The sequence below is a fragment of the Rhizobium mesoamericanum STM3625 genome (genome assembly GCF_000312665.1).
Classification (GTDB): Bacteria; Pseudomonadota; Alphaproteobacteria; order Rhizobiales; family Rhizobiaceae; genus Rhizobium; species Rhizobium mesoamericanum.
Genome location: NZ_HF536773.1, coordinates 20,481 through 41,172, shown reverse-complemented (window position 1 = coordinate 41,172; position 20,692 = coordinate 20,481). Strand labels below are relative to the sequence as shown.

The window sequence follows — 20,692 nt, the reverse complement described above, 5'->3', positions numbered from 1 at the left end:
ATGGATCTCATTCGCGATGTCCTCGACAAACAGGTAATCGATCGAAATGGATCCCGAATTGGAAAGGTCGACGGACTGATCCTATCCGTGACGGATGACGGGCCGCCAAAGGTCGCCTTTATCGAAATGGGACCGCTAACCCTGGTACGGCGATTGAGCTGGCACTTGCATGATTGGATGCCGGCGAGATTGCGCGAGGCGCCGCCTTTTCGCATACCCTGGTCTAAGGTCAAAGACGTGGGCATCGATGTGGAGGTCGATGTCGATGACAAGGGCACTCCCATTGAGCGATATCAAGAGTGGCTCAGGCGGCATGTTCTGCGCTATATCCCGGGGGGACGGTCATGACGGAAGTCCGCCTCGAATTGCTTCTCGGAAAGCAGGTCTATGACCGAAATGATCAACCGATCGGCCGGCTCCAGGAGGTCAAGGCTGAGGAGCGAGGTTCAGATGTCGTCGTAACCGAATATCACATCGGAGCCCTTGGTTTGATGGAACGGCTCAGCGCGTTGGTGATTGTGCGCGCTCTGTTGCGCCCGTTGGGGCTGAAACAAGACGTTAGCATGCGTATTGTACCATGGCCCGATATCGATTTGTCAGACACCGGCCACCTCAAGCTTCGAGACCTGGCTCCCAAATCCGACATCTAATCGTGAGCGGATTACAAGGTCAAATCCTGCTCCTTCGTGGAAGTCGGAAGACTGCGGCCTTGCATGTGGCGGAGCGTCTTCGTCTTTGTTGAGAAAAGAGCGCTTCACTACGCTACATTCATGATCGACTGCTCTCGGCGGAGATCGCGTCCTTGCGGGCGGGTTTAATAAGACGCCCAAAACAGGGGACAGGAGGTCGATCTCTGCAGTTTTGATGCTTTCTTTAGACCTTTAGGCTCGATAGGGATTATGACAATTGCGCCAGCTCATCGTAAAGCTGCCCGGCGGGGCTTGCTCCTGCGATCAAAGCACATCGCAAATGGGCATGGCGCGCGGTCGATTTGGATGGCGAGCGCGGCCTGGCGAACCGGTTCAGTTTTCGCCTAGAACCCACTGCGCGAGAAGGAAAGACTGAAGGGCGGCCTCAAGAGCCTGACGTGACATCGCCGCTCGCCGCATTCGTCTTAACCGCAGCGGGACGGGGATGCGGGGAAATGGTCGCGATTATTTTCATTGCTGCCGCCAACAAGAGAATAGCGACGGGCAAGACTAGGGCGTTCCATTGCGGCATGGCATCGACGGTCTCCGCGACCAACGTCACGAAGTGGACGACGAGATAGAGAATAATCATTTGAAAGAAAAGATTTTTAAGGTCGGCGATACCTTCAATCACCATCCATTCCGGCAACCTCCTTCGCCATGGCGAAGACGGGCTAATGACGAAGCCAACGGTAATTGCGCAGCCGAAAATTACCAGCACGATGCCGAACAACAGCTTGTCGGTACCCTGCAGGACCGCTGTAACGACGCCTTGATCGGGATCAGTTCGGATGTAAGCGAATGCATCCCAGATTGTGAGGAGGCCTTCCCAGAACATCAAGAAGGATGCGGCGATGACGCCGATTGAGGCCAGCGCCATCACGTAACGCAAACTCAATAACACAGCGATCATTTCGTCCCATCCCTGGAAAGCGGTTTTCTCGCAGGTCAGTTTCGGAAAAAGAAATCACTATTGGCCTTCTTATTCAGTACCATCAACGCGGTACCCCTGTCCATTCCGCGCGCGGATCATCCCTCGTCACAAAAATACGTCCGAGGCGTGTCAGGGGACCTAACGACAAGCCAAGCCGCTGCACCCGATCGCAACACATGGTGCGCGTAAAAAGGTCAGAAGAGAGCCTTTACCGATCCCGCAACGCAGAAGGTCCGCTTCCGGGCGTGATCCGCGAGGTTGCTGCACACGCTGCACCAGAGCTGGCTGGTCACTCGCTCGCTGACGCCTCCTGCCTTTATTGGGCCAGCAATCCTTAATCGTCTTGGTGAAGTCGAGGAAAACGGAGCGCCCTAAAAGTTCGAGAATTGCGAAGCGCGACGTCAGACGAAAGTCATGATCGATCCTCAGGTAAAGCCGGTCATGTCGTAATCGCTTCTCTAAAGATTTAAACTGCACTATCGTGAAGTGCAATGCTATGTAGAAAGCATCATATCCTTTCCGATAAATCGAATTCTCGGTCGGATGCAAAGATATGAGTTTAGAACCGATTGGCGTCGTTACCATAATAGTCGGCCTATGCTGCCTACTGCTTGATTTCCGCTTCGCCACCGTCGTGTTTATTGTCCTGACGCTATTTGGCGCTGCGGCCGCCATACTTGCCGGCTCGGCGAGCATTCAGCCGGCACATCTCTTCCTTCTCTTCACGATTGTTATCGCTCTTTCATGGCGCCGCAATGCAAGCCTTTCGATCAAGGCAATGGGCTTTCGCCAGCCGGGCTTCTGGTTAGGATGTCTGGTGGTGTATGGAGCCATCTCCGGCTACTTCCTTCCGCGTCTGCTCGCAGGCACGACGCAGATCATACCGGTCGGAATCTCCGAATATCCGACAACCGGTGGAACCGTACCCCTTGGCCCGTTATCAAGCAATTTCACGCAGTCAGCCTATTTGGCGGCGGATTTGCTTTGCTTTTTGGTTATCCTGTCAGTCGGATCGAGCAGACGGGGATTTTCAGCAATTGTAACCGGTCTTATTGCCTATGCAGCCGCCAATGTAATCGCTGCGTTGCTCGATCTTTGGACCCGAGCCACGGGTACGCAAGACTTGTTGCAATTCATTCGCAACGCGCAGTACACGCTTCACAATGATGAAGCGATCGCCGGCATGCAGCGGATTGTTGGCTCATGGCCGGAAGCATCGGCCTTTGCGGGTATCACGCTTGGTGTCCTTGGTTTCACCGCAACCATGTGGCTGTGTGGTCGTGAGGCCCGCTGGACGGGGCCGCTTGCTTTGGCATCGCTTGTCCTCGTTGTGCTCTCGACGTCCTCGACCGGCCTTGTTGCAACTCCACTCTGCCTCGGCCTTCTGTACATGACCGCAGTTGCACGGTGCGGGGCCGGGACGGCCCACCGCAGTAGCACATTGGTCGTCTTCTTTGCACCGCAACTGGTCATTGTCGTTGGCATTATCGTCCTCCTCGACCAAAGGCTTTATGAAGCACTGCACAACTACGTCGATCTCCTGGTCCTCAGCAAGGCAACGACGTCATCCGGCCTCGAGCGTGCCTCTTGGAACGCCTACGGGTTGCAGAACTTCATTGACTCCTGGGGGCTCGGGGTTGGCCTTGGGACAGCGCGTACCTCAAGCTACCCAGTGGCTCTGCTGTCCAACGTAGGTATCCCAGGCACCGTCTTTTTCGTTCTGTTCTTGCTTTCCGCCATAGGCAGGCGAAGAGGTTTGGAGCGCACTGCAACCTCCGACGTCCGATTGGCAGCGCGCAATGGCTGTCTGTGCTTGCTGATTGGCGCCTCGGTCGTGGGTGCGCTGGTGGATTTGGGCCTCCTTTTCTTTATTCTTGCTGCGCTTGCCAGCGCTGAACCAGAGCGAACTGATCCGAAGTACGAGCCCTCCGCGCCTCGATCCCACTCGTAAAAGGGAGCGGTTTGTTCTTTTGTTGTTGGGCTAGTACCGCCAATCAACATGACAACGTCCAGACTGGCGCTCTTGCAACAGCGCACGCGCGCGCAGCCGAATTGCATGATCGAATGCTGGGCATTGTTAGCGGGGGAGGAGAAGTGGCAACAATAAATTGCAGGACTGCAGGTTAATTACATCTTGGCAACGGCCAAGCAATCACGGCCGAGGGCTGGTTTCTACTCTGCAGAGTATTTGGATCTGATCTTAGGCGAGGCCTGTTTGGTTTTTTGGGCGGTTCTCTTGACGTAAAAAAGATAGAAAAGCCAATGGACAAAGAGGTAGCCGGCCTCAAGTGCTGCTGCATAAATGATTGCCCATACCGCAACAGTTGCAAGTGAGTTCCCCAGGCCATGACCAATCACGCCGAAAACAACAACGACCAACGCCACGATCAAGGTGAAAAGCAAGACAGGAAGCCGCACGGCACAAATGGCGCCGACCAGAAACGAAACGGCGATCGCCCACGGCATCAAGCTCTTCCTCCCGCAGCCCGCCTTACACCCAATCTCAATATATGTTATCGCCATATACTGGTTTCTCGCAAGTATGCACGGTCATTCTTTTGAGCGTTTGTCATTCGGGCGTCATGAAGGTTGCATTGCTCTGCAGAGCTGATTTTCTGTCGCGCTTTTCAACCCTTAAAACATCGCCGGGTAAAATCCGATCATTGTCTGCAACGATGAGCGTGCGCACTATCCCATTCTCATTGCGATCGATCGTGGTCAAAAACGCGTCGTTTCCAGTGGTATCAGCAGTCGCCATTGCCGCGGGGGCACGCACCTGGAGATTGTTGATGAGGGATTGTGCGGTCCTTGTCTTCTCTCCATTTGCAGCCAGGCGATCCCGAAGCTCGGCAGCCTCAGTTAAGGCATTGACATGATATCGATTATGGACATCGGCCGTGTCCTGGTCGACCTTCGCGATATCCTGCTGTGTCTTCAAGATTGCAAGCGATACATCGAGATTGCGTCCTTCGAGTTCTGCGAGATTCTGATTGGCACTCAACTCGCGAGAGGAAATGGTTAGGCCTTGCGCGATCAATTTGTTCACCGAGTTCACTTCCTTGTTGGCGAGTTCAATCTGCTTCGAAAGCGAGACCGCTTTAGCCTGTAATGATTCGATCTGGCTTGCAGCCAGAACCTTGGCCTGTCTAAGGGAATCGAGTTCCGTATTCATGGAGCGCTCTCGCGTCTCAAAGAGCGCTTGCTCGTCAACCATCATCCGCATGACGTCGGCTTCGTCTTTCCGGCTCATCACCTCAGGCGGAAAAGTGACTGTCTCTGCGCCTTTCAATGTAGCTTCAACGCGTGCTTTTCGTGCCAGCAGCCCGAGGCGCTCTTCACCGAGTTCTCGCATGTCGCCATGGCTGATCAATGCATCGCGCTGGAGGCTAATTAGATTTGGGTCAACTGGGCCTATCCCTCCGGCCATACTTAATGCCTGGATAACCGTCAGGCCGGGACTGTAGTTGTATTTGCCTGGCTTGGTAACCAATCCTGCGACGAAAAATGGCCGGTATTCTGATACCTCCACCGACGCGTTGGGCCGCTTTTGCAGCCCGATCTGCATCTGCAGTTTCTCGCTAATCGAGTCAGCAGCCTGTTCCAACGTCTTTCCGGCCACGGGCACGATCCCGATGATCGGCAGTGACAGGTTACCTGCTGGCGAGATCACGAACTCTCCGGTCAGCGGTACCCATTCGAAAGCCGTCCCTGTCGAGGGTCGCCATTCGTAAACGCGGATCTTCAGTGTATCTTGTGGGCCGAGAATATAGTCGTCGGGCGAGGCGACCGAGGTGGCGGGCACAGCGAAAGTAGCCAACGCTGAAAGAAAGAATGGGACGACCATTCTCCTGAGGCTGCGCCAGAAATCGGCAAAAATTGATGAGTTTTGATCTTGCCTGTGCCTTAGGGGATATGATCGCATGTCTTACTCCAACCAACATTATCCAAGGCGGAAAGGGCGCTGCACTAACCGGCTCGAGCCCGAAGGAGGTCGGTGCTGCTGCCGGTCGCTTTTCTGACGAACGAGCTGAATTTGTCGACGAAGACTTCTCTTCGGAACTGCGCGGCTCTGGCAACGGCGTCACTTGGATTGAAATCAATCCGCTGCAGACGTTCGACTGCGTCAACAATTGCATCAACCCCTTGTGTTTCGAAAAACACACCGGTTTGGTTCGCGACGACGGTCTCGGTGGCGCCGCCACGACCGTAAGCGATAACCGGCCTGCCGCTTGCCATGGCCTCGACAGGCACAATTCCGAAATCCTCCTCGCCCGGAAAAACCAGCGCCTTGCAACGCGCATAATAGTGTTTGAGAGCGTCAAAGGATTGAGTGCCCAATATCGTGACGGTCGGCCCCGCGATCTTTCGCAGACGCCCAAGCATTTCGCCGCTGCCAATGACGACCAGCTTCGTCTTCATTCGATTGAAGGCTTCAATAGCCAGGTCCGGTCGTTTGTAGCTCACGAGCTCCCCGACCAGTAGATAATAGTCTTCGAGCTCACTGGTTGCGACGGGTCGGAATGCCTGCGTGTCAACTGGCGGGTGAATGACTTCGGCGTCACGCCTGTAATAGCTCTTGATCCGATGTGCGACGGTCGCCGAATTTGCAACAAAATCGTCGACGCGGTTAGATGTCGCGACGTCCCACGTCCTGAGGTAATGTGCCAACGGCGGCATCATCAACCGTGTGAGCAGCCCTGAACTGTCATAGTACCTGTTGTACATGTTCCAGATGTAGCGCATCGGAGAGTGGCAGTAACATATGTGCACGGCCGGCGAGGTGGGTATAATGCCTTTTGCAGGGCCGGATTCACTGCTGATGACGAGATCGTAGCCCCCAAGGTCGATTTGCTCCAACGCCATGGGCATTAGCGGCAGATATCGTTTGTACATTTTCTTCGCATAGGGCAGGCGGGCGATGAACGTGGTCGAAATCTTATGACTTTTGATCGAGTTGGAAATGGCGGACGGATCGCACACGTGCGTGTATATGTCAGCCGCTGGGTAGATATGGCAAAGCGCCTCGAGAACTTTCTCGCCACCTCTCATGCCCACCAGCCAATAGTGAATGATCGCTACACGCATAAGATGCTCCACCAGCAAAAGTAGGAAATACTCTCGTTTCGCGTGAGGCCGCACAGCTTTTGCGACGATCATCGAAAGTATTTATGTACCTCCTACCGTAATACAGAAGGTAAGAATCTTAGGGGATCTCGCCGGATACTCAAGGATATTGCGACGCACTCTTTTTATGTGCATCGCAATAGAGCATTGTCAAATCCTTTACTGCTTGTTAACCTACCCGTTTTCTTGTCGGGAGTTCAGCAGATGAGAGAAATCGATCTTGGACGTGATTTCGACGAACTGAACGGGACAGATAGCAGTTTAATCTCGCCGCGGCGGTCGGCGGCACGCAGGGATATCTCAAGCTTCGCTTCAGATTGGCTGAAATGCGGCCTCGACGTGGTCCTGGCAGTGGTTGGCTTGATATTGCTTTCCCCGATGATCTTGATGGTGATGGCGATCTTGCTGTTCATTCAGGGGCGGCCGATCGTCATTGCTCATACGCGCATCGGCAAAGGCGGGACGAGGTTTCGGTGCCTCAAATTCAGGACGATGGTGCCGGAAGGGGCCGACGTGCTTTTACGCCATCTTGCGGCAAATCCGCGCGCCAGGGCGGAATGGAACGCCGCCCGGAAGCTGAGAGATGACCCCCGCGTCACGCCTCTCGGACGGTTTCTGCGAAGGAGCAGCATCGACGAGATACCGCAGTTGATCAATGTCATACGCGGCCAAATGAGCCTTGTTGGTCCCCGTCCGATCGTTGCGAGCGAAGTCGAGCTCTATGGTCCCTATTTTGGGTATTACACCCAGGTCCGTCCGGGGTTGACCGGCCTCTGGCAAGTGAGTGGAAGGAGCAACACCAGCTACAGCGCACGTGTGGAGCTTGATGTGCGCTACATCACCGAGCGAACGACCTGGGGTGACTTGATCATCATGCTCAAAACGATCCCCGCGGTGCTGCAGTTACGCGGCAGTTGTTGAGTGTCACCGGTTCGGGCTGCGAAACCGAAATACTGGTCGGCGCCAGGCATACGTGTTGAGCAGCACCAAGATTCGGCAACGCTGGGATTGGTTGGCGATCGACGACCAAGCAGTCAGCGGCGCGGGGGCGGCGGTTTGCCGTGTTTATGGCTTTGCGGGCAAATCCTTCACGAGGAGCGCAGCATTGGTGAGTATCCATGATTCCTTTCACCATCCTCTGCCTAGTCTGAGATCGGCGCCGATGGGCATTACGGTTGGACAGGGTGAATTTGAAAGGCGGCCGGCGGCGAATGGTCAACACGCATTTCGTTCTCGTTGTAACTCAAATCCATGCGAGCCCGTGCTCGCGCGAAGAAATCATGGCGTAGCACACATAGGCCGCGGCGGCGGGATCGGGCTATGAATGCCGTCTTTACAATCAATGGCCGTTTTCTTGGGCAGCGCACGACAGGCGTACAACGCTACGCTTTGAACGTCGTGAAAGCCTTGGATGCAGCCTTGATCGGTACTGAGATGCGCGCGTCAATTGCTGCGCCGATCGCGGCGGTGGATCCGAACCTGCAGCATATAGCTCTTAAGACGTCTGGCGTGCTGCGAGGACACGCATGGGAACAACTCAGACTTCCGTCCATGTGTGAAGGCAGATTGCTCAATCTGTGCAACACGGCGCCGGCCGTTAAGAACGATCAGATCGTTTGTATTCATGACGCAAACATATTCGCTGCTCCAGACAGTTATGGGCGGTTCTTCAGGCTAGCTTACCAAGTTCTCCAGCCCCGACTCGTGCGTCATTCCGTGCGTATCGCGACGGTTTCGTATGCCGCAGCGCGCCAGATTGCCCGCCACCTTCCCATCTGTGCCAAAGACATCGCGGTACTTCCAAACGGACATGAACATGCGCTAAGCTGGAATCCGGATCAGGCAAAAATCGCCGCGCGGCTCTTTGCAGAACAGTTGAAGTCCAGCGACAGGCAATTCGTTCTGGCGATCGGCTCTCGTGCCAGGCATAAAAACCTCGCAATGCTTGTCTCGGCGGCTGAACGGCTCGATGAGCTCGGCATCGATCTCGTCTTTGCGGGCGGTGGTGCCGAGATATTTACCCATGGCACGCTTGATCGGAAGAGAAATATCTATCGACTAGACCATGTTTCCGATGACGACCTTGCATATCTGCTGGACAGGGCGCTTTGTCTTGCTTTTCCGTCATTGACGGAAGGCTTCGGCCTGCCCATCATCGAAGCCATGGCGCGAGGTTGCGCGGTTGTCGCTGCCGACTGTGCCAGTATGCCTGAGGTTTGCGGACAAGCGGCTCTGCTTGCTTCGCCCTTCGATTCCAGAGGTTGGATCCGGCATATCCAGGCTCTCAATGGTTCACCACAACTGAAGAATGATCTCGTGGAACGGGGTCGGGAACGGGCAAGGATGTTCTCGTGGTCGAATACTGCTGCGGGCTATCTTGAGTTGCTCGATCGCCCTGCTGTTTTACCACGAATCTACAAGCCTTATTTTGCGGCTGTGCCCCACGTCTGCGTCGCCTATGCAACGCGAGGTCGTCCTAATATCGTCAGCCGCACCGTTCGACATCTGTTGGCGACCCAAACTGTGGCGCCGGGAGCCATCATCGTATCCTGTGTAGACAAAGGCGACGCGGGCGACCTTGTCTCCCATCCCGGCGTGACTGTCCTTATTGGCCCGCCGGGTTTGGCCGCGCAACGCAACACTGCTCTGGCTCATCTGCCACCGGATACTGAAATCGTAGTCTTTTTCGATGATGACTTCGTGGCGGACAAGAACTGGCTCGCAGCGGCCATCGAAACCTTCCGAGATGAAAGTCAGGTCGTGGGCTTTACCGGAACTGTTGTCGCGGACGGCATCAAAGGGCCGGGAATTCTGTTTGAGGACGCGTTGCACATGCTTGACACTGCGCCCCATAGCGAACGCTTGTGGAGCGAACCGTATAGTCCGTACGGATGCAACATGGCGTTCCGCGTCTGCGCGATAGGCGAGGTTCGTTTCGACGAGCGCTTGGTCCTTTATGGTTGGTTGGAAGATCGAGACTTTGCCGCCGCCCTTGCTCGGCGTGGTGGGCGCCTCGTCAAGTCGTCTGAGGCATCCGGTGTGCATTTGGGTGTCAAAAGCGGTCGCGTAAGTGGCGAGCGGCTCGGCTATTCGCAGGTCGTCAATCCGCTTTACATGTTGCGAAAAGGGACAATGACGATGCCAAAGGTTGCCGGTCAGGTGCTGCGCAATATGGCAAGCAATTTCGGTCGAGCCGCATGGCCCGAACCGTTTATCGACAGACGCGGGCGCGCGAGAGGTAACCTTATGGGACTTGCCGACGTTTTTCGTGGACGGCTGGAGCCCGAACGCGCTGCTAGCCTCCCTGCTCGGAATGAGGAGCGGCAAGCGGCTCCCAGATATAAGAGAGATCATGTCTAATCAATCACCGACGATCGAACGGACCTCGCGGCTTTGGCGGTTAGATGATCCGGACAAGGGTGCAAGCGATGGGCCAATCGCGCTTCTTCGCGAAATGCGGGTGCTGATATGGAAGCACAAGTTCGCATTGATTGCTTGTACTGTAATCGGGCTTGTACTGGCAGGATTTTATGCGCGTTCCTTGCCCCGAACCTATGCATCAACGGCAACATTGCTCCTGGAGCCTCGCAAGGCTGCAGTGCCTGGAAAAGACGTCGACGCCCCTCAAGCGCTTGACCTCAATCGCGCCGATAGTGAGTTGCAGATTATACGTTCGGAGCGCTTACTGTCAGCGGTGTTTGAAAGTTTGGATCTTCAAAGCGATCCCGAGCTCGGACCGCAACCTCCCTCAGCCATTGAGGGGCTGCTCGCTTGGGCAAGAAGCGCGCTTGGTGGGTATGGGATGGGGTTACAATTGCCAAGCGCTACTGCCCCCCACTCTAGCAGCGTAAACGGCAAAGTCCGCAACCCTGCGGCAGATGCTCGCCTAGAAGCATTCTCCACCTTCGCCAAGCGCCTGTCGGTTCGCCGCGTCGGTCAATCATACGTTATCGAAATCGAATATTCTTCGATTGATCCCACGCTCCCCGCCCGGGTCGCGAATGCGGCTGTCTCCGGTTACATCATGCAGGCGGTCTCCTTCAAGGCAGAGGCGGTACGAGCCCGAAGCGAGGCATTGCAGGGCCGGTTGGATGCGCTCGCGGCGCAAGTCAACGCAGCCGGCGAAGCAATGAAGAACGGCTCGTTGCCGGCAATACCAACGCCAGACGCGGACGCTCGTGTCATCGGAGCAGCGCTACCGCCCTTGAGTCCGGCTGGTCCGCGTGGATTACTGATCACCCTGCTTGGAGGCATTCTCGGTTTTCTGTTTGGATCCAGCTGGGTGGCACTGAGCTTGGCCCGGGACGGAAAGATAACCAACGCTGACGAATTGGTACGGGAAACCAACGTTCCTTGTTGGGGGCTCATTCCAGCGGCTGGAGACCACAACGCAATCACCGGACATGTTCTTGACGAGAAACCTGCATACGCCGCCTCTATCCGTGATTTGAGGACTTCCATCGAAATTGCGTGTTTAGCGCTCCGCAGCGAGCGCGGTTTGGTTATCGCTGTCGTTGGGTCGACCGCGGGCAGGGGGATCTCAACTCTTTGCCGCAACCTATCCCAAATCATCAGGGGAAGTGGCCGCTACGTCACCCTCTTTCGTGCAGCCGAGACCACCGATCAAAGAGGGGAAGAGGCCCACCTTGTAGCGCCTTCCTTGACAGATGCTGCCGTCTTAGGCACGTCGCCGGATCAGCTCGTGTTCGAAAATCGCCATGGGGTAGCCGTCCTGCCGATCCATTCAGCCAACGAAACGGCAAATCTGTTTGTCGATTTTCGTCATCCACGCGTCTCTAGAATTCTGGATGCCGTACGCCTCAAGGGAGACGTGCTGCTGGATTTACCGGCACTCGACCAGTCCAAGGATGCACTAGCACTTGCGACGCATGCCGATGTGGTCGTTCTCGTAGCAATCCTCGGCAAGACTTCAATCGGCGAAATCAATAGCGGGCTGCAACAGCTGAGACGTGCCCGCGCTAAGCTGGTTGGTATGGCGGTCATTGGTGGAAGATGACGACGAACCCTCAAAATCCGTAATTCATGCAAGAACGGGCAATAAGACAACCATGAAAATACCACGGCTCGCAGTGATCATAAGCTGTTGGAACTACGAGCGGTATGTCGCCCAAGCAATACGCAGCGTAACTTCGCAGGCGCATGAGGATTGCGAGCTAATTGTCGTTGACGATGGATCGACAGATGCGTCGTGGGCCGTCATTCAACGTGAGGGGGTGCGCTGCTACCGCACCAAGAATAACGGCTCCCGGTCTGCGTGCCTTTATGGACTGAGCCGTACAAATGCGCCCTTTGTTCTGTTTCTCGATGCGGACGACGAGTTAGAACCTGGGGCCATCGACACGATCATCGAGAATCTCGACGAAGGCGTCGCCAAGCTCCAATTTCCGCTGACACGAATTGATCAGAGCGGGAAGGTCATCAGCGGCCCCGTGCCCAAGCTCGGCGCTTTCAGGGACCGGCACCTGGCCGAAAGCGTGTTGCGCACCGGGGTGTACATGTCGCCGCCGACCTCCGGCAATGTCTTCAGGCGCGATCTCTGCAGCCTGCTCGAAGAAGTTGATTACGAGCAAACGGTTGACGGCGTAATCCTTGTCGCCGCGCCATTTTGGGGTGATGTCGTCAGTCTTTCCAAGCCCTTGGGACGTTATCGGATACACGATCGCAACGACTCGGGCCTTGGCAGGCTCCCGGATGCTGTGCTGCTGCGCAGGGAGATCAGCCGGTTCATTGACCGCATGGCTCATCTGAGCAAAATATTGGCTCGGTCGGGCGCGGGACTTAAGCTGGTTCCCGCCGAACAGACTTACTTTTATCTCGAGCGCTCATTTTATCTCGCAATTGCCGAGGGTCGACGCGCATCGGCAGCAGATGCAATACGGCTAATTTGGCGGCTTTGGGCGGGGTACCACTCCATAAACGCAAAAGTGGAATTTACGTGCTTCCTATTGCTAACCGCAGTCCTTCCGAACCGACGGGCACGCCAAAGCATTGCCTATAGACTTGATGCGGGTGAGCGTTCGCTACGCGGCTTTCTGCAGGCCGTATTTGCGAGCGGACCGCGCTAGCCTCGATCGGCGACTTCAAACCGACCGCCGCCCGCGACGAGTCTCATACCAAGTGCGAGCAGAGCCGCGCCGTAGACGGCTGCACCCGTTGACGAAATCAGCGCAAGCTCCAAAACATTGTACCAGATGTGGTCTTCCATCTCCTTCCGGAGGATCAGCACCCAGATTGTCATGACCGTTCCGGCTAAAAAAATCTTCCATATGTTTTTCAACTGCGCACGAATATCGATGCCGAGCATGCGTCGCGTGTTCGTGAAATAGAAGATAAACATGATGGAAGACAGGACAACCCTCGCTATGCTGACGCCCATGACGGAATAGAGGTAGAAGCCAACCCCGAGAAAAGCGATCCTGAAACAAAGATCAATAATGTTCAGCCTGAAGATGACGTGCGGACAATCAAGCGCGAGACTGGCTGAGTACAAAGTCTGGTAGTAGGGGATCGGTATGATCGACAGGGCAAGCACGCTCAATATTGGCGCTGCTTCCACCCACTGCGAGCCAAGCAAAAGATCGGTGATGAGATCCGCGGTCAACGAAATTCCAAGACAAGCCGGAACGGAAATGAGCATCACAAACCGGACTGCCTTCAGAAACGCAATCCCAATGCGTTCGGGATCCGAAGATACTTGAGAAAATGCCGCCATGACCGGTTGCATGGCGGGGCCGATGATGCTCTGCGTCGGAATTACAGACACGTCGCTTGCCACTGCGTAGCGCCCTAGTGATGCCTTGTCGGAAAAGATGCCGATCAGAAACCGGTCAGACTGCCAATTGAATGCAGCCACCAGTTGAGCGGCACTGAACCAGCCGATAAATCTTGCGAAGTCCGCGAGGCGGGAAAGTGAGAGGGCAGGGCGATACGGCGCCAAAACGTAAGACAGCAACGTGGCGACGACGGACGCCATCGCGAAATTGGCGACAATTGCCCAATACCTACCTCCGGAAAAAACAATGATTGCGACCACGGCGCAGGCGCCGATTTTTCCCGTTACCTCAATTACGAAAAACGGCCTAAACCCCAGGTTCCGAGCAAAATGAACCATGGCCGGGCTGCTAAATCCTTTAGCAATTGGTCCTATCGCCAACACCGAGACAAGCGGAACAAGTATCTGGTCCTGGTTGACTGTGGAAAGAGGCCAAGCAATCGCCAGGATGACGATCGCGACTACAATGCTTCTCAAGAAGCCAAGCGTGAAACCTGTATCGAGATGGCTTCTGTCGATCGATTTCAACCTGACGAGCGCTTGGGTAACCGGAATTTCAAGAACGCTATCCACAACAACGACGAGCGATGTGGCCAACGCCGCAATGCCAAAGTCCGCAGGCGTTAGTAGGCGTGCAAGCACGAGGAGAGTGAAAAAGTCGATGATGCGATTGACGAGGCGAGAGAAGATTAGCCAACTGGCTCCCTTTAACGCTCTAAAGGCTAGCATCCTTAAAACGCAGCCCAGTGTTTGTGCCTGAACGACATAAGGCTGGATCCTCATCGAAGGGTTGAACTAGCTGCCTTATCGCTCCCTTTTTGCTCATGATTTCGAAAAGCATCCCGCAGTCCCGGATGCGGTGCTGGACTTGAGAGAGCGCATTTTTCCTCTGCCAAGCGCCGAGTTCCAAAGAGTGCAGTTTCGGCCCTGAAGCTGCGCGAGCGACTGGCAACAGGCCGGCTGCAGGGCCTGTGAGCCTTTCGCGCGTAATCCTGGTGTAGCACCATGGTTGCTGCCGAGTTTGTTGCTTTTGTTGCGAGCGAGATCGGCAACAAGAGAGAACCTGTTGCTCCTAGGAATCGCTGCGCTGTTGCGTCACTTTGGAACGAAGTGCCGTATGGTTGGAAATATAGGCGATGATCGGAGGGCGGCAACAGCGGGGCGAGTTCAGCAATCTCTCGCCGAACGCCGCGAGAATCAAATGTGCTACATGGCTCTCCTCGTACCAGATGGTAGCGATGTGAGCTACAAAGCCATCTGGATCGAACGAAAGCCTCGCAACGCGGACAGTGTCAGCGTTCTTCCGCAAGAGATCACCAAGTGCCTCGCGATGCTACGCATGGGCATAGAATGGAGGGCGAACTCGCGAACGCCCTCCACGGGCTGGACCATTTCATCGAGCGTCGCGTCTTTACGCGCGGTCAAGGCCCTCAGAAGGGATAGTGCTGGGCGGAATCCTCCACCGTGATCCAGCGCAGGTCGGTGAATTCGGCAATCGCCGCCTTGCCGCCAAAACGGCCGTAGCCGCTACCTTTGACGCCGCCGAACGGCATTTGCGCCTCGTCGTGCAAGGTCGGCCCGTTGATGTGGCAGATGCCGGATTCGATGCGCGCCGCAACCGCCATGGCGCGTTTGACGTCACGGCTGAAGACGGCCGCCGATAGGCCATATTCGGTATCGTTGGCGATGCGGATCGCTTCCTCCTCGCCGGAGACACGGATGATCGGCTTCACCGGCCCGAAAGATTCTTCCGAATAGACGCGCATCTCTGGCGTTACGTGATCGAGCAGCGTCGCCTCGACGACGGTGCCGAAGCGGTGGCCGCCGGCCACGAGTTTGGCGCCCTTGGCCGTCGCATCGGCGATCAACTCCTCCATTTTCTGCGCCGCGTCGAGGCTGATCAGCGAGCCCAGCACGACGTGGCCGCGGGGATCGCCCGCCGGCAGGTCAGCGGCGCGGGCGGCCAGTTTGGCGACGAGCGTGTCGGCAATCGCCTCGTCGACGATGATCCGTTCTGTTGACATGCAGATCTGGCCCTGATGCATGAAGGCGCCGAAAATGGCGGCATTGACGGCGCCGTCGATATCGGCGTCGTCGAGAATGACGAGCGGCGCCTTGCCGCCGAGTTCGAGAAGGGCAGGTTTGAGATGTCTGCCGCAGGTCTCGGCGATGATCCTGCCGACCTTGGTCGAACCGGTGAAATTCACGCGCTTGACGGCCGGGTGGGCGATCAGCGCGGCGACGATCTCAGCTGCATCCTCCGGCGCGTTGGTGAGAACATTGATGACTCCTGCGGGCAGGCCCGCTTCGGTGAGAACAGCGGCGATCAACCGGTGCGTGCCCGGGCATTGTTCGGAGGCCTTGAGGATCACGCTATTGCCGCAGGCGATTGGCATGGCGATTGCGCGGGTGGCAAGAATGACAGGCGCATTCCAGGGGGCGATCGCGAGGCACACGCCGGCGGGCTGGCGAACACCCATGGCGAGCGTGCCCGGCTTGTCGGAAGGGATGATTTCACCCGCGATCTGTGTCGTCATGGCGCCGGCCTCGCGCAGGATATTGGCTGCGAGCATCACATTGAAGCCGGCCCAAGGCGCTGTTGCTCCGGTTTCCTCGATCATCAGCCGGGTAAACTCGCCGACTTTCGAATCCATAATATCGGCGGCCTTCATCAGGATCGCGCGGCGCTGGCCGGGGCCGGTCTTCGACCAGCTGCGAAAGGCAGCCGAGGCGGCTTCACCTGCCGCCGCGACATCAGCGAGGCTGGCAGCGGCGGCGCGGCTTGCGAGCTTCTCGGTGAAGGGATCGAGGCGATCGTAGGTAAGGCCGCCGGAGGCCGCGCGGTCCGCGCCGTTGATGAGAAGAGAAATATTCATCGTGGGTCTCCTGGGAAAAAAAGTTAGAAGCCGAGCACTTCGGCGTTGATGGATGCTTCTAGGCCGCCGTCGGCGGCGAGATTGGCGCCGTTGATCCAGCGTGCGCCGTCCGAGCAGAGGAAGAGCACGGCGGGCGCGATATCCGCGGCGGTACCGGCACGGCCGACACGGGTGATGTCGCTGTCGACCCTGGCATCGCCGAGCACGGCGCGGAACTGTTTAAGGATCGGTGTTTCCACCGGCCCGGGGCTCACCGCATTGACGCGGATGCCGCGGTTCTTGAACAATGGCTGGTGAGCCGCGCGCATGGTCCACAGCAGCAGCAGCTCCTTGGAGAGTGGGTAGCCCTGCTCGTCCTTGAGATCGTGTTCGGCGGCAACATCCGCCACATCCGGAAAGCCTTCGATTGATGCAAGCGACTTGGCCCGTTCGAGATTGGCGCGCCATCCGTAACCGGCGATCGAGGCGACGTTGACGATGGCGCCGCCTTCGCGCAGGCGGAGTGCGGCGGCTTCCGACAGGGCTCGCAGGCCGTAGAAATTAACGGCGAGCGTCGAAACGACGCCGGTGCTGCCGGAAAGGCCGGCGACATTCGCGAGCGCGTCAAGGCGCGTGGGAAGCTGCGCGACGATCTCGGCAACGCCCGATGGAGTGGATAGATCGCCTTTGATGAAGACGGCACTTCCCTTGGCGGGTTCGCGCACGTCGACGCCGATAACTTCGGCGCCCATCTGGCCTGCCAGTTCCGCCGTGCGCGCGCCGATGCCGGAAGCCACACCGGTGACAAGGATTGTTTTACCAAAAAGCATGGATTTCACCTTTTGCTAGGAAACCAGGAAGCAAGGCTGTTCATTCTTCCCATCGGACCTTATTCACACCGGGCAACGTCAGCCGGTAGCCGACGGGCAGAAGCTGAAGGCCATAGCGGCGCTCAATTTCACCCCAGAGGCCCCGCGGCAGGTAGAGCGAGAAAATCAGCGCGGTGGCGCCAAGCCCGATCAGGTACCAGACCCCGGCTGAGCCGAAGAAAGTCTCGATCACGAAGAACAGGATGGCGCCGAGAATCGCGCCTTCGAACTTCCCGATGCCGCCGACCAGCACCATGAAGATCATGTATGCCGTCCACTGGACGCTGAAATAGGTCTTCGGCTGGAAGGTCGTGGCGGTTGCCAGCCATAGGCCGCCGGCGACGGCGATGCCGAAAGCGGCGAGCACGAAGAGCAACCTCTTGGTCGCTATCACGCGCACGCCGACTGACGTCGCCGCCTCTTCATTGTCGCGGATCGCCTGCATCGCCGCCCCTGCGCGGCTACGCATCAGCATGAAGAGAGCGCCGAGCAGGGCCGTCATGGAGGTCAGGGCGAGCCAGTATATCGTTGCCCGCCGCATTCCGCTGTCATAGACATTGAGCGAGATCAGCGATGTTCCCGTTTCCCCCTGGATAAGGCGGTCTAGGTTGACGAGCAAATGGGCGAGTTCGGCGATGACCCACATGCCGATGGCGAACTCGCCGCCCTTCAGCCGCAACATAAATAGCGAAAGCGGGATCGACAGCGCCCCCGTCACGATTGCGGCGGCAAAGACCGAGACGAAGGGACCCAGTCCCACATCTGCCAGGCGAATGGTGAAATAGGCGCCGAGGCCGAAGAACACCTGCTGACCGACCGAGACCAGCCCGCCGAAACCGGCGAGCGCATTCCACATGGCGGCAAGGATCACATAGATGAACAGGGCCGTCAGCCTGTCGATCGCACCGGCGCCGAGCACTGCGGGCGCGAACATCAAAAGGACAAGCATCGTCGCAATAAGGGCGAGGGCCACCCGCGACGATTTCGTCCAGCGTTCGATCGATATTCCGTTGGAGGCAAGGGTCGTGTTGGGTGTCATGTCGGGCTCCGGAGACGGGCGCAAAATTTGCGAGATGCGCCAAGTTTGTCGAGAACCGGCATGCCGAACCCGAACAGCCTGACGAAGAGAACCAGCAGGAACACTGCATGGCCGCCGATCAGGAAGCCCTGCGGATGCAATTGCGCGCCGAAGGACTGGGCGAGGCCGAGAACGATACCGCCGGCAAGCGTGCCCCAGAGGGATCCGGCTCCGCCGATGACCGCGGCCTCGAAGGCAAAGAGAAGCTGAGGGCCGCCCGCATAGGGGCTGAAGGTCGCCCGCATCCCAAGAAAGGCCCCGGCAATCCCGACCGTGACCATGGTGATGGCGGTGGCCACGGCATTCACCCTGCGTGCATCGATGCCGACCAGCCCTGCCGTGTCGGGATCTTCCGCCGTGGCACGGATGGCACGGCCGAGGGCAAAGCGGCCGAGGAAGAATTGCAGCGCACCAAGAAGCAGGATCGCGGTCGCCATCATAATGACGGCAAGCTTGCCGACGAAGATGTGGCCCGGCAGCTGCCAGGATGCATAGGAGAGATTGCCGATGAAGGGTGCGAGGGAGCGGGTGTCGGCGCCGAACTGCTCGAACAACAGGTTGTCGATGACGATCGACAGGCCGAAAGTCGTCAGAATCGGCAGCAGCATGCCGCCGCGGGCGCTGCGTTCCAAGATGAAGCGCTGCAGCAGCCAACCGACCACCGCCATCACGGGCAGCACGATCAGCAGGCCGGCGAAAGGCGGAATGCCGGCTTTGGCGGCGAGCAGCCACAGCCCGTAAGCGGCGGCGACCGCCAGGCTGCCGTGCGCGAGATTGATGATCCGCATAACGGAGAACATGAAGGACAACCCGCAGGCGATGACCGCATAATAGCCGCCGAGCAGGATGCCCTGGATCAGCGTGTTGATCACGATACGCTCCTTTCGCCGGCTGCCCGGTGCAAACCGAAATAGGCTTTGGTGACCTCGTCTCGGGTGACGGCCGCTGCTGCCCTGTCGAGGACGACGCGCCCTTCCAGCATGCAAATGACACGGCTTGCCACGCTCATGGCGCGGGCGAGGTCCTGTTCTACCAGCACAATGGTTGTTCCAGACGTCAGCAACTCCTGCAACTGGGCGTAGACGCGATCGACGACCAGAGGCGATAGCCCGAGCGAGACTTCGTCCAACAGAAGAATGTCGGGGTTGCTCATCAGTGCCCGGCCGATCGCGGTCGCCTGTTGTTCCCCGCCCGACAGGTGCCCCGTCTTGGCGTGACGGCGGGGTTTCAGGTTGGGAAAGGCGTCGAGGACGCGATCGATGCTCCACTCGCCCTTGCGCCCGCAGCTTCTCCCGAGAAGCAGGTTCTCTTCGACCGTCATCTGCGAAAACAGGCGCCTGCCTTCCGGCACCAGGGCGATGCCCTTGGCGATCCGCTTGTGGGAGGGGACGTGAGCCAGGTCTTCATCGCCGAGAAGGACGCGACCGGAAGATGGAAAATGGGCACCGGCGATCGATCTGAGTAGCGTTGTCTTGCCCGCGCCGTTCGCGCCGACCAGCGCCAGCACCTCGCCCCTGGCGATATCGAAACTGACCCCGCGCACCGCCTGGAGCAGGCCGTGACGGACGTCGAGGTTCTGGATCGAGAGGAGGCTCATGCGGGTGTCCCTCCGAGATAGGCCTTGACCACCTCCGCATTGCTCATGACCGTTTTGGGCTCTCCATCGGCAATGATCCTGCCGGCATCCATGCAGATCAGCCGTTCCGCAACCTGCAAGAGGATATGAACGATATGCTCGATCCAGACGATGCCGATGCCGCGGCGGCGCAATTCCAGGATGGTTTCGACAAGCTCGCTCGCCTCGCCATCGGTCAGGCCTCCGCCGATCTCGTCGAGCAGCAATAGCCTCGGCTGCGTGGCAAGCGCCCGGGCGAGCTCCAGGCGTTTACGATCCAAGAGGCCGAGCGTGTCGGCCGGGCGGTTGGCTACTCCGAGCATGCCGCAGAGCGAGAGCGAATCCACCACGCGCTCGTAGGCTTCGTTGCCGCCTGCGGCATTGCCGTGGGATGCAGCGACGAAGACGTTTTCGAAGGTGGTCATGCCGCTGAAGGGTTTCGGAATCTGATGCGTCCGCACGAGGCCGGACCGGCAGCGCTCCGCCGCGGTGCAGTTGGTGACGTCGGCGCCATCGAAGGTGATGGTGCCCTGACTTGGAGGGAAGGCGCCGGCGAGCACGCTGAGCAGCGTCGTCTTGCCTGCGCCGTTCGGCCCGACAATGCCGACCGCCTCGCCGTCGGCCATGGAGAAATTGAGATTCTCCAGCACGACCAGGGCGCCGAATCGCTTGCCTATTCCCCTGGCCGAGAGAAAGGCTCCCCCCGGCCGTCTTTGAGCTTCCTGCCGCACTGTG

Annotated in this window: 18 protein-coding genes; 7 read left to right on the top strand and 11 right to left on the bottom strand. The window is 57.7% G+C overall.

Going from position 1 to position 20,692, the window contains the following annotated elements:
- Together BN77_RS20450 and BN77_RS20445 are read left to right on the top strand one after the other, a co-directional pair.
- Positions 1–348, top strand: coding sequence for a PRC-barrel domain-containing protein (locus BN77_RS20450; protein ID WP_007535533.1), 348 nt, complete (start codon positions 1–3; stop codon positions 346–348).
- Entirely contained in the window at positions 345–650 is a 306-nt protein-coding gene (locus BN77_RS20445; protein WP_007535531.1) for a hypothetical protein, read from the top strand. The genes BN77_RS20450 and BN77_RS20445 overlap by 4 nt, the downstream gene beginning before the upstream one ends.
- Before the next feature lie 424 nt (positions 651–1,074).
- Here the strand turns inward: BN77_RS20445 and BN77_RS20440 are convergent, their stop codons facing one another.
- Positions 1,075–1,602 carry a YqhA family protein gene (locus BN77_RS20440; protein WP_007535529.1) on the bottom strand — a complete coding sequence of 176 codons (528 nt, stop codon included), beginning with the start codon at positions 1,600–1,602 and terminating at the stop codon, positions 1,075–1,077.
- Positions 1,603–2,176: 574 nt separating this feature from the next.
- On the opposite strand from BN77_RS20440, the gene BN77_RS20435 reads away from it, so the two are divergent.
- Entirely contained in the window at positions 2,177–3,574 is a 1,398-nt protein-coding gene (locus BN77_RS20435) for a hypothetical protein (RefSeq protein ID WP_007535525.1), read from the top strand.
- Between the two features lie 221 nt (positions 3,575–3,795).
- On the opposite strand, the gene BN77_RS20430 is transcribed toward BN77_RS20435, so the two are convergent.
- From BN77_RS20430 to BN77_RS20420, 3 genes are all read right to left on the bottom strand, one after another.
- Positions 3,796–4,089: a hypothetical protein gene (locus BN77_RS20430; protein ID WP_007535523.1), complete on the bottom strand. Its 294-nt coding sequence runs from the start codon at positions 4,087–4,089 to the stop codon at positions 3,796–3,798.
- A 103-nt stretch (positions 4,090–4,192) separates the two neighbouring features.
- Positions 4,193–5,545, bottom strand: coding sequence for a polysaccharide biosynthesis/export family protein (locus BN77_RS20425; RefSeq protein WP_007535521.1), 1,353 nt, complete (start codon positions 5,543–5,545; stop codon positions 4,193–4,195).
- 44 nt (positions 5,546–5,589) lie between these two features.
- The gene (locus BN77_RS20420; protein ID WP_040678561.1) at positions 5,590–6,672 is read right to left on the bottom strand and encodes a glycosyltransferase; all 1,083 of its coding nucleotides are present in this window, start codon (positions 6,670–6,672) and stop codon (positions 5,590–5,592) included.
- Positions 6,673–6,951: 279 nt separating this feature from the next.
- Here BN77_RS20420 and BN77_RS20415 point away from each other — a divergent pair, with 279 nt between their 5' ends.
- From BN77_RS20415 to BN77_RS20400, 4 genes are all read left to right on the top strand, one after another.
- The gene (locus tag BN77_RS20415) at positions 6,952–7,668 is read left to right on the top strand and encodes a sugar transferase (RefSeq protein ID WP_007535517.1); all 717 of its coding nucleotides are present in this window, start codon (positions 6,952–6,954) and stop codon (positions 7,666–7,668) included.
- Between the two features lie 399 nt (positions 7,669–8,067).
- Positions 8,068–10,107 (top strand): glycosyltransferase, encoded by a 2,040-nt coding sequence (locus tag BN77_RS20410; protein ID WP_007535514.1) that lies wholly within the window; start codon positions 8,068–8,070, stop codon positions 10,105–10,107.
- Positions 10,100–11,764: a Wzz/FepE/Etk N-terminal domain-containing protein gene (locus BN77_RS20405; protein WP_007535512.1), complete on the top strand. Its 1,665-nt coding sequence runs from the start codon at positions 10,100–10,102 to the stop codon at positions 11,762–11,764. The genes BN77_RS20410 and BN77_RS20405 overlap by 8 nt, the downstream gene beginning before the upstream one ends.
- Before the next feature lie 52 nt (positions 11,765–11,816).
- Positions 11,817–12,833, top strand: a complete 1,017-nt coding sequence (locus BN77_RS20400; RefSeq protein WP_007535509.1) for a glycosyltransferase family 2 protein — start codon at positions 11,817–11,819, stop codon at positions 12,831–12,833.
- On the opposite strand, the gene BN77_RS20395 is transcribed toward BN77_RS20400, so the two are convergent.
- From BN77_RS20395 to BN77_RS20360, 7 genes are all read right to left on the bottom strand, one after another.
- A complete protein-coding gene (locus tag BN77_RS20395) occupies positions 12,830–14,269 on the bottom strand; it encodes a lipopolysaccharide biosynthesis protein (protein WP_007535507.1) in 1,440 nt (479 codons plus the stop codon). The genes BN77_RS20400 and BN77_RS20395 overlap by 4 nt on opposite strands.
- Before the next feature lie 701 nt (positions 14,270–14,970).
- Complete coding sequence (locus BN77_RS20385; RefSeq protein WP_007535502.1) at positions 14,971–16,416, bottom strand: aldehyde dehydrogenase; 1,446 nt, start codon at positions 16,414–16,416, stop codon at positions 14,971–14,973.
- Between the two features lie 23 nt (positions 16,417–16,439).
- Positions 16,440–17,225 (bottom strand): coniferyl-alcohol dehydrogenase, encoded by a 786-nt coding sequence (locus tag BN77_RS20380; protein WP_007535500.1) that lies wholly within the window; start codon positions 17,223–17,225, stop codon positions 16,440–16,442.
- A gap of 40 nt (positions 17,226–17,265) precedes the next feature.
- Positions 17,266–18,303, bottom strand: a complete 1,038-nt coding sequence (locus tag BN77_RS20375; protein ID WP_007535498.1) for a branched-chain amino acid ABC transporter permease — start codon at positions 18,301–18,303, stop codon at positions 17,266–17,268.
- Entirely contained in the window at positions 18,300–19,214 is a 915-nt protein-coding gene (locus tag BN77_RS20370; protein ID WP_007535496.1) for a branched-chain amino acid ABC transporter permease, read from the bottom strand. Before BN77_RS20370 ends, BN77_RS20375 begins: the two co-directional genes overlap by 4 nt.
- A complete protein-coding gene (locus BN77_RS20365) occupies positions 19,211–19,939 on the bottom strand; it encodes an ABC transporter ATP-binding protein (protein WP_007535494.1) in 729 nt (242 codons plus the stop codon). Before BN77_RS20365 ends, BN77_RS20370 begins: the two co-directional genes overlap by 4 nt.
- Positions 19,936–20,688, bottom strand: a complete 753-nt coding sequence (locus BN77_RS20360) for an ABC transporter ATP-binding protein (RefSeq protein WP_007535492.1) — start codon at positions 20,686–20,688, stop codon at positions 19,936–19,938. Before BN77_RS20360 ends, BN77_RS20365 begins: the two co-directional genes overlap by 4 nt.
- Between the last annotated feature and the right edge of the window lie 4 nt (positions 20,689–20,692).

Excerpts from the sequence above, each read along its gene's own strand:
- BN77_RS20450 (WP_007535533.1), top strand. The coding sequence starts at position 1 with ATGGATCTCATTCGCGATGTCCTCGACAAACAGGTAATCGATCGAAAT.
- BN77_RS20445 (WP_007535531.1), top strand. The coding sequence starts at position 345 with ATGACGGAAGTCCGCCTCGAATTGCTTCTCGGAAAGCAGGTCTATGAC.
- BN77_RS20440 (WP_007535529.1), bottom strand. The coding sequence starts at position 1,602 with ATGATCGCTGTGTTATTGAGTTTGCGTTACGTGATGGCGCTGGCCTCA.
- BN77_RS20435 (WP_007535525.1), top strand. The coding sequence starts at position 2,177 with ATGAGTTTAGAACCGATTGGCGTCGTTACCATAATAGTCGGCCTATGC.
- BN77_RS20430 (WP_007535523.1), bottom strand. The coding sequence starts at position 4,089 with ATGCCGTGGGCGATCGCCGTTTCGTTTCTGGTCGGCGCCATTTGTGCC.
- BN77_RS20425 (WP_007535521.1), bottom strand. The coding sequence starts at position 5,545 with ATGCGATCATATCCCCTAAGGCACAGGCAAGATCAAAACTCATCAATT.
- BN77_RS20420 (WP_040678561.1), bottom strand. The coding sequence starts at position 6,672 with ATGAGAGGTGGCGAGAAAGTTCTCGAGGCGCTTTGCCATATCTACCCA.
- BN77_RS20415 (WP_007535517.1), top strand. The coding sequence starts at position 6,952 with ATGAGAGAAATCGATCTTGGACGTGATTTCGACGAACTGAACGGGACA.
- BN77_RS20410 (WP_007535514.1), top strand. The coding sequence starts at position 8,068 with ATGAATGCCGTCTTTACAATCAATGGCCGTTTTCTTGGGCAGCGCACG.
- BN77_RS20405 (WP_007535512.1), top strand. The coding sequence starts at position 10,100 with ATGTCTAATCAATCACCGACGATCGAACGGACCTCGCGGCTTTGGCGG.
- BN77_RS20400 (WP_007535509.1), top strand. The coding sequence starts at position 11,817 with ATGAAAATACCACGGCTCGCAGTGATCATAAGCTGTTGGAACTACGAG.
- BN77_RS20395 (WP_007535507.1), bottom strand. The coding sequence starts at position 14,269 with ATGCTAGCCTTTAGAGCGTTAAAGGGAGCCAGTTGGCTAATCTTCTCT.
- BN77_RS20385 (WP_007535502.1), bottom strand. The coding sequence starts at position 16,416 with ATGAATATTTCTCTTCTCATCAACGGCGCGGACCGCGCGGCCTCCGGC.
- BN77_RS20380 (WP_007535500.1), bottom strand. The coding sequence starts at position 17,225 with ATGCTTTTTGGTAAAACAATCCTTGTCACCGGTGTGGCTTCCGGCATC.
- BN77_RS20375 (WP_007535498.1), bottom strand. The coding sequence starts at position 18,303 with ATGACACCCAACACGACCCTTGCCTCCAACGGAATATCGATCGAACGC.
- BN77_RS20365 (WP_007535494.1), bottom strand. The coding sequence starts at position 19,939 with ATGAGCCTCCTCTCGATCCAGAACCTCGACGTCCGTCACGGCCTGCTC.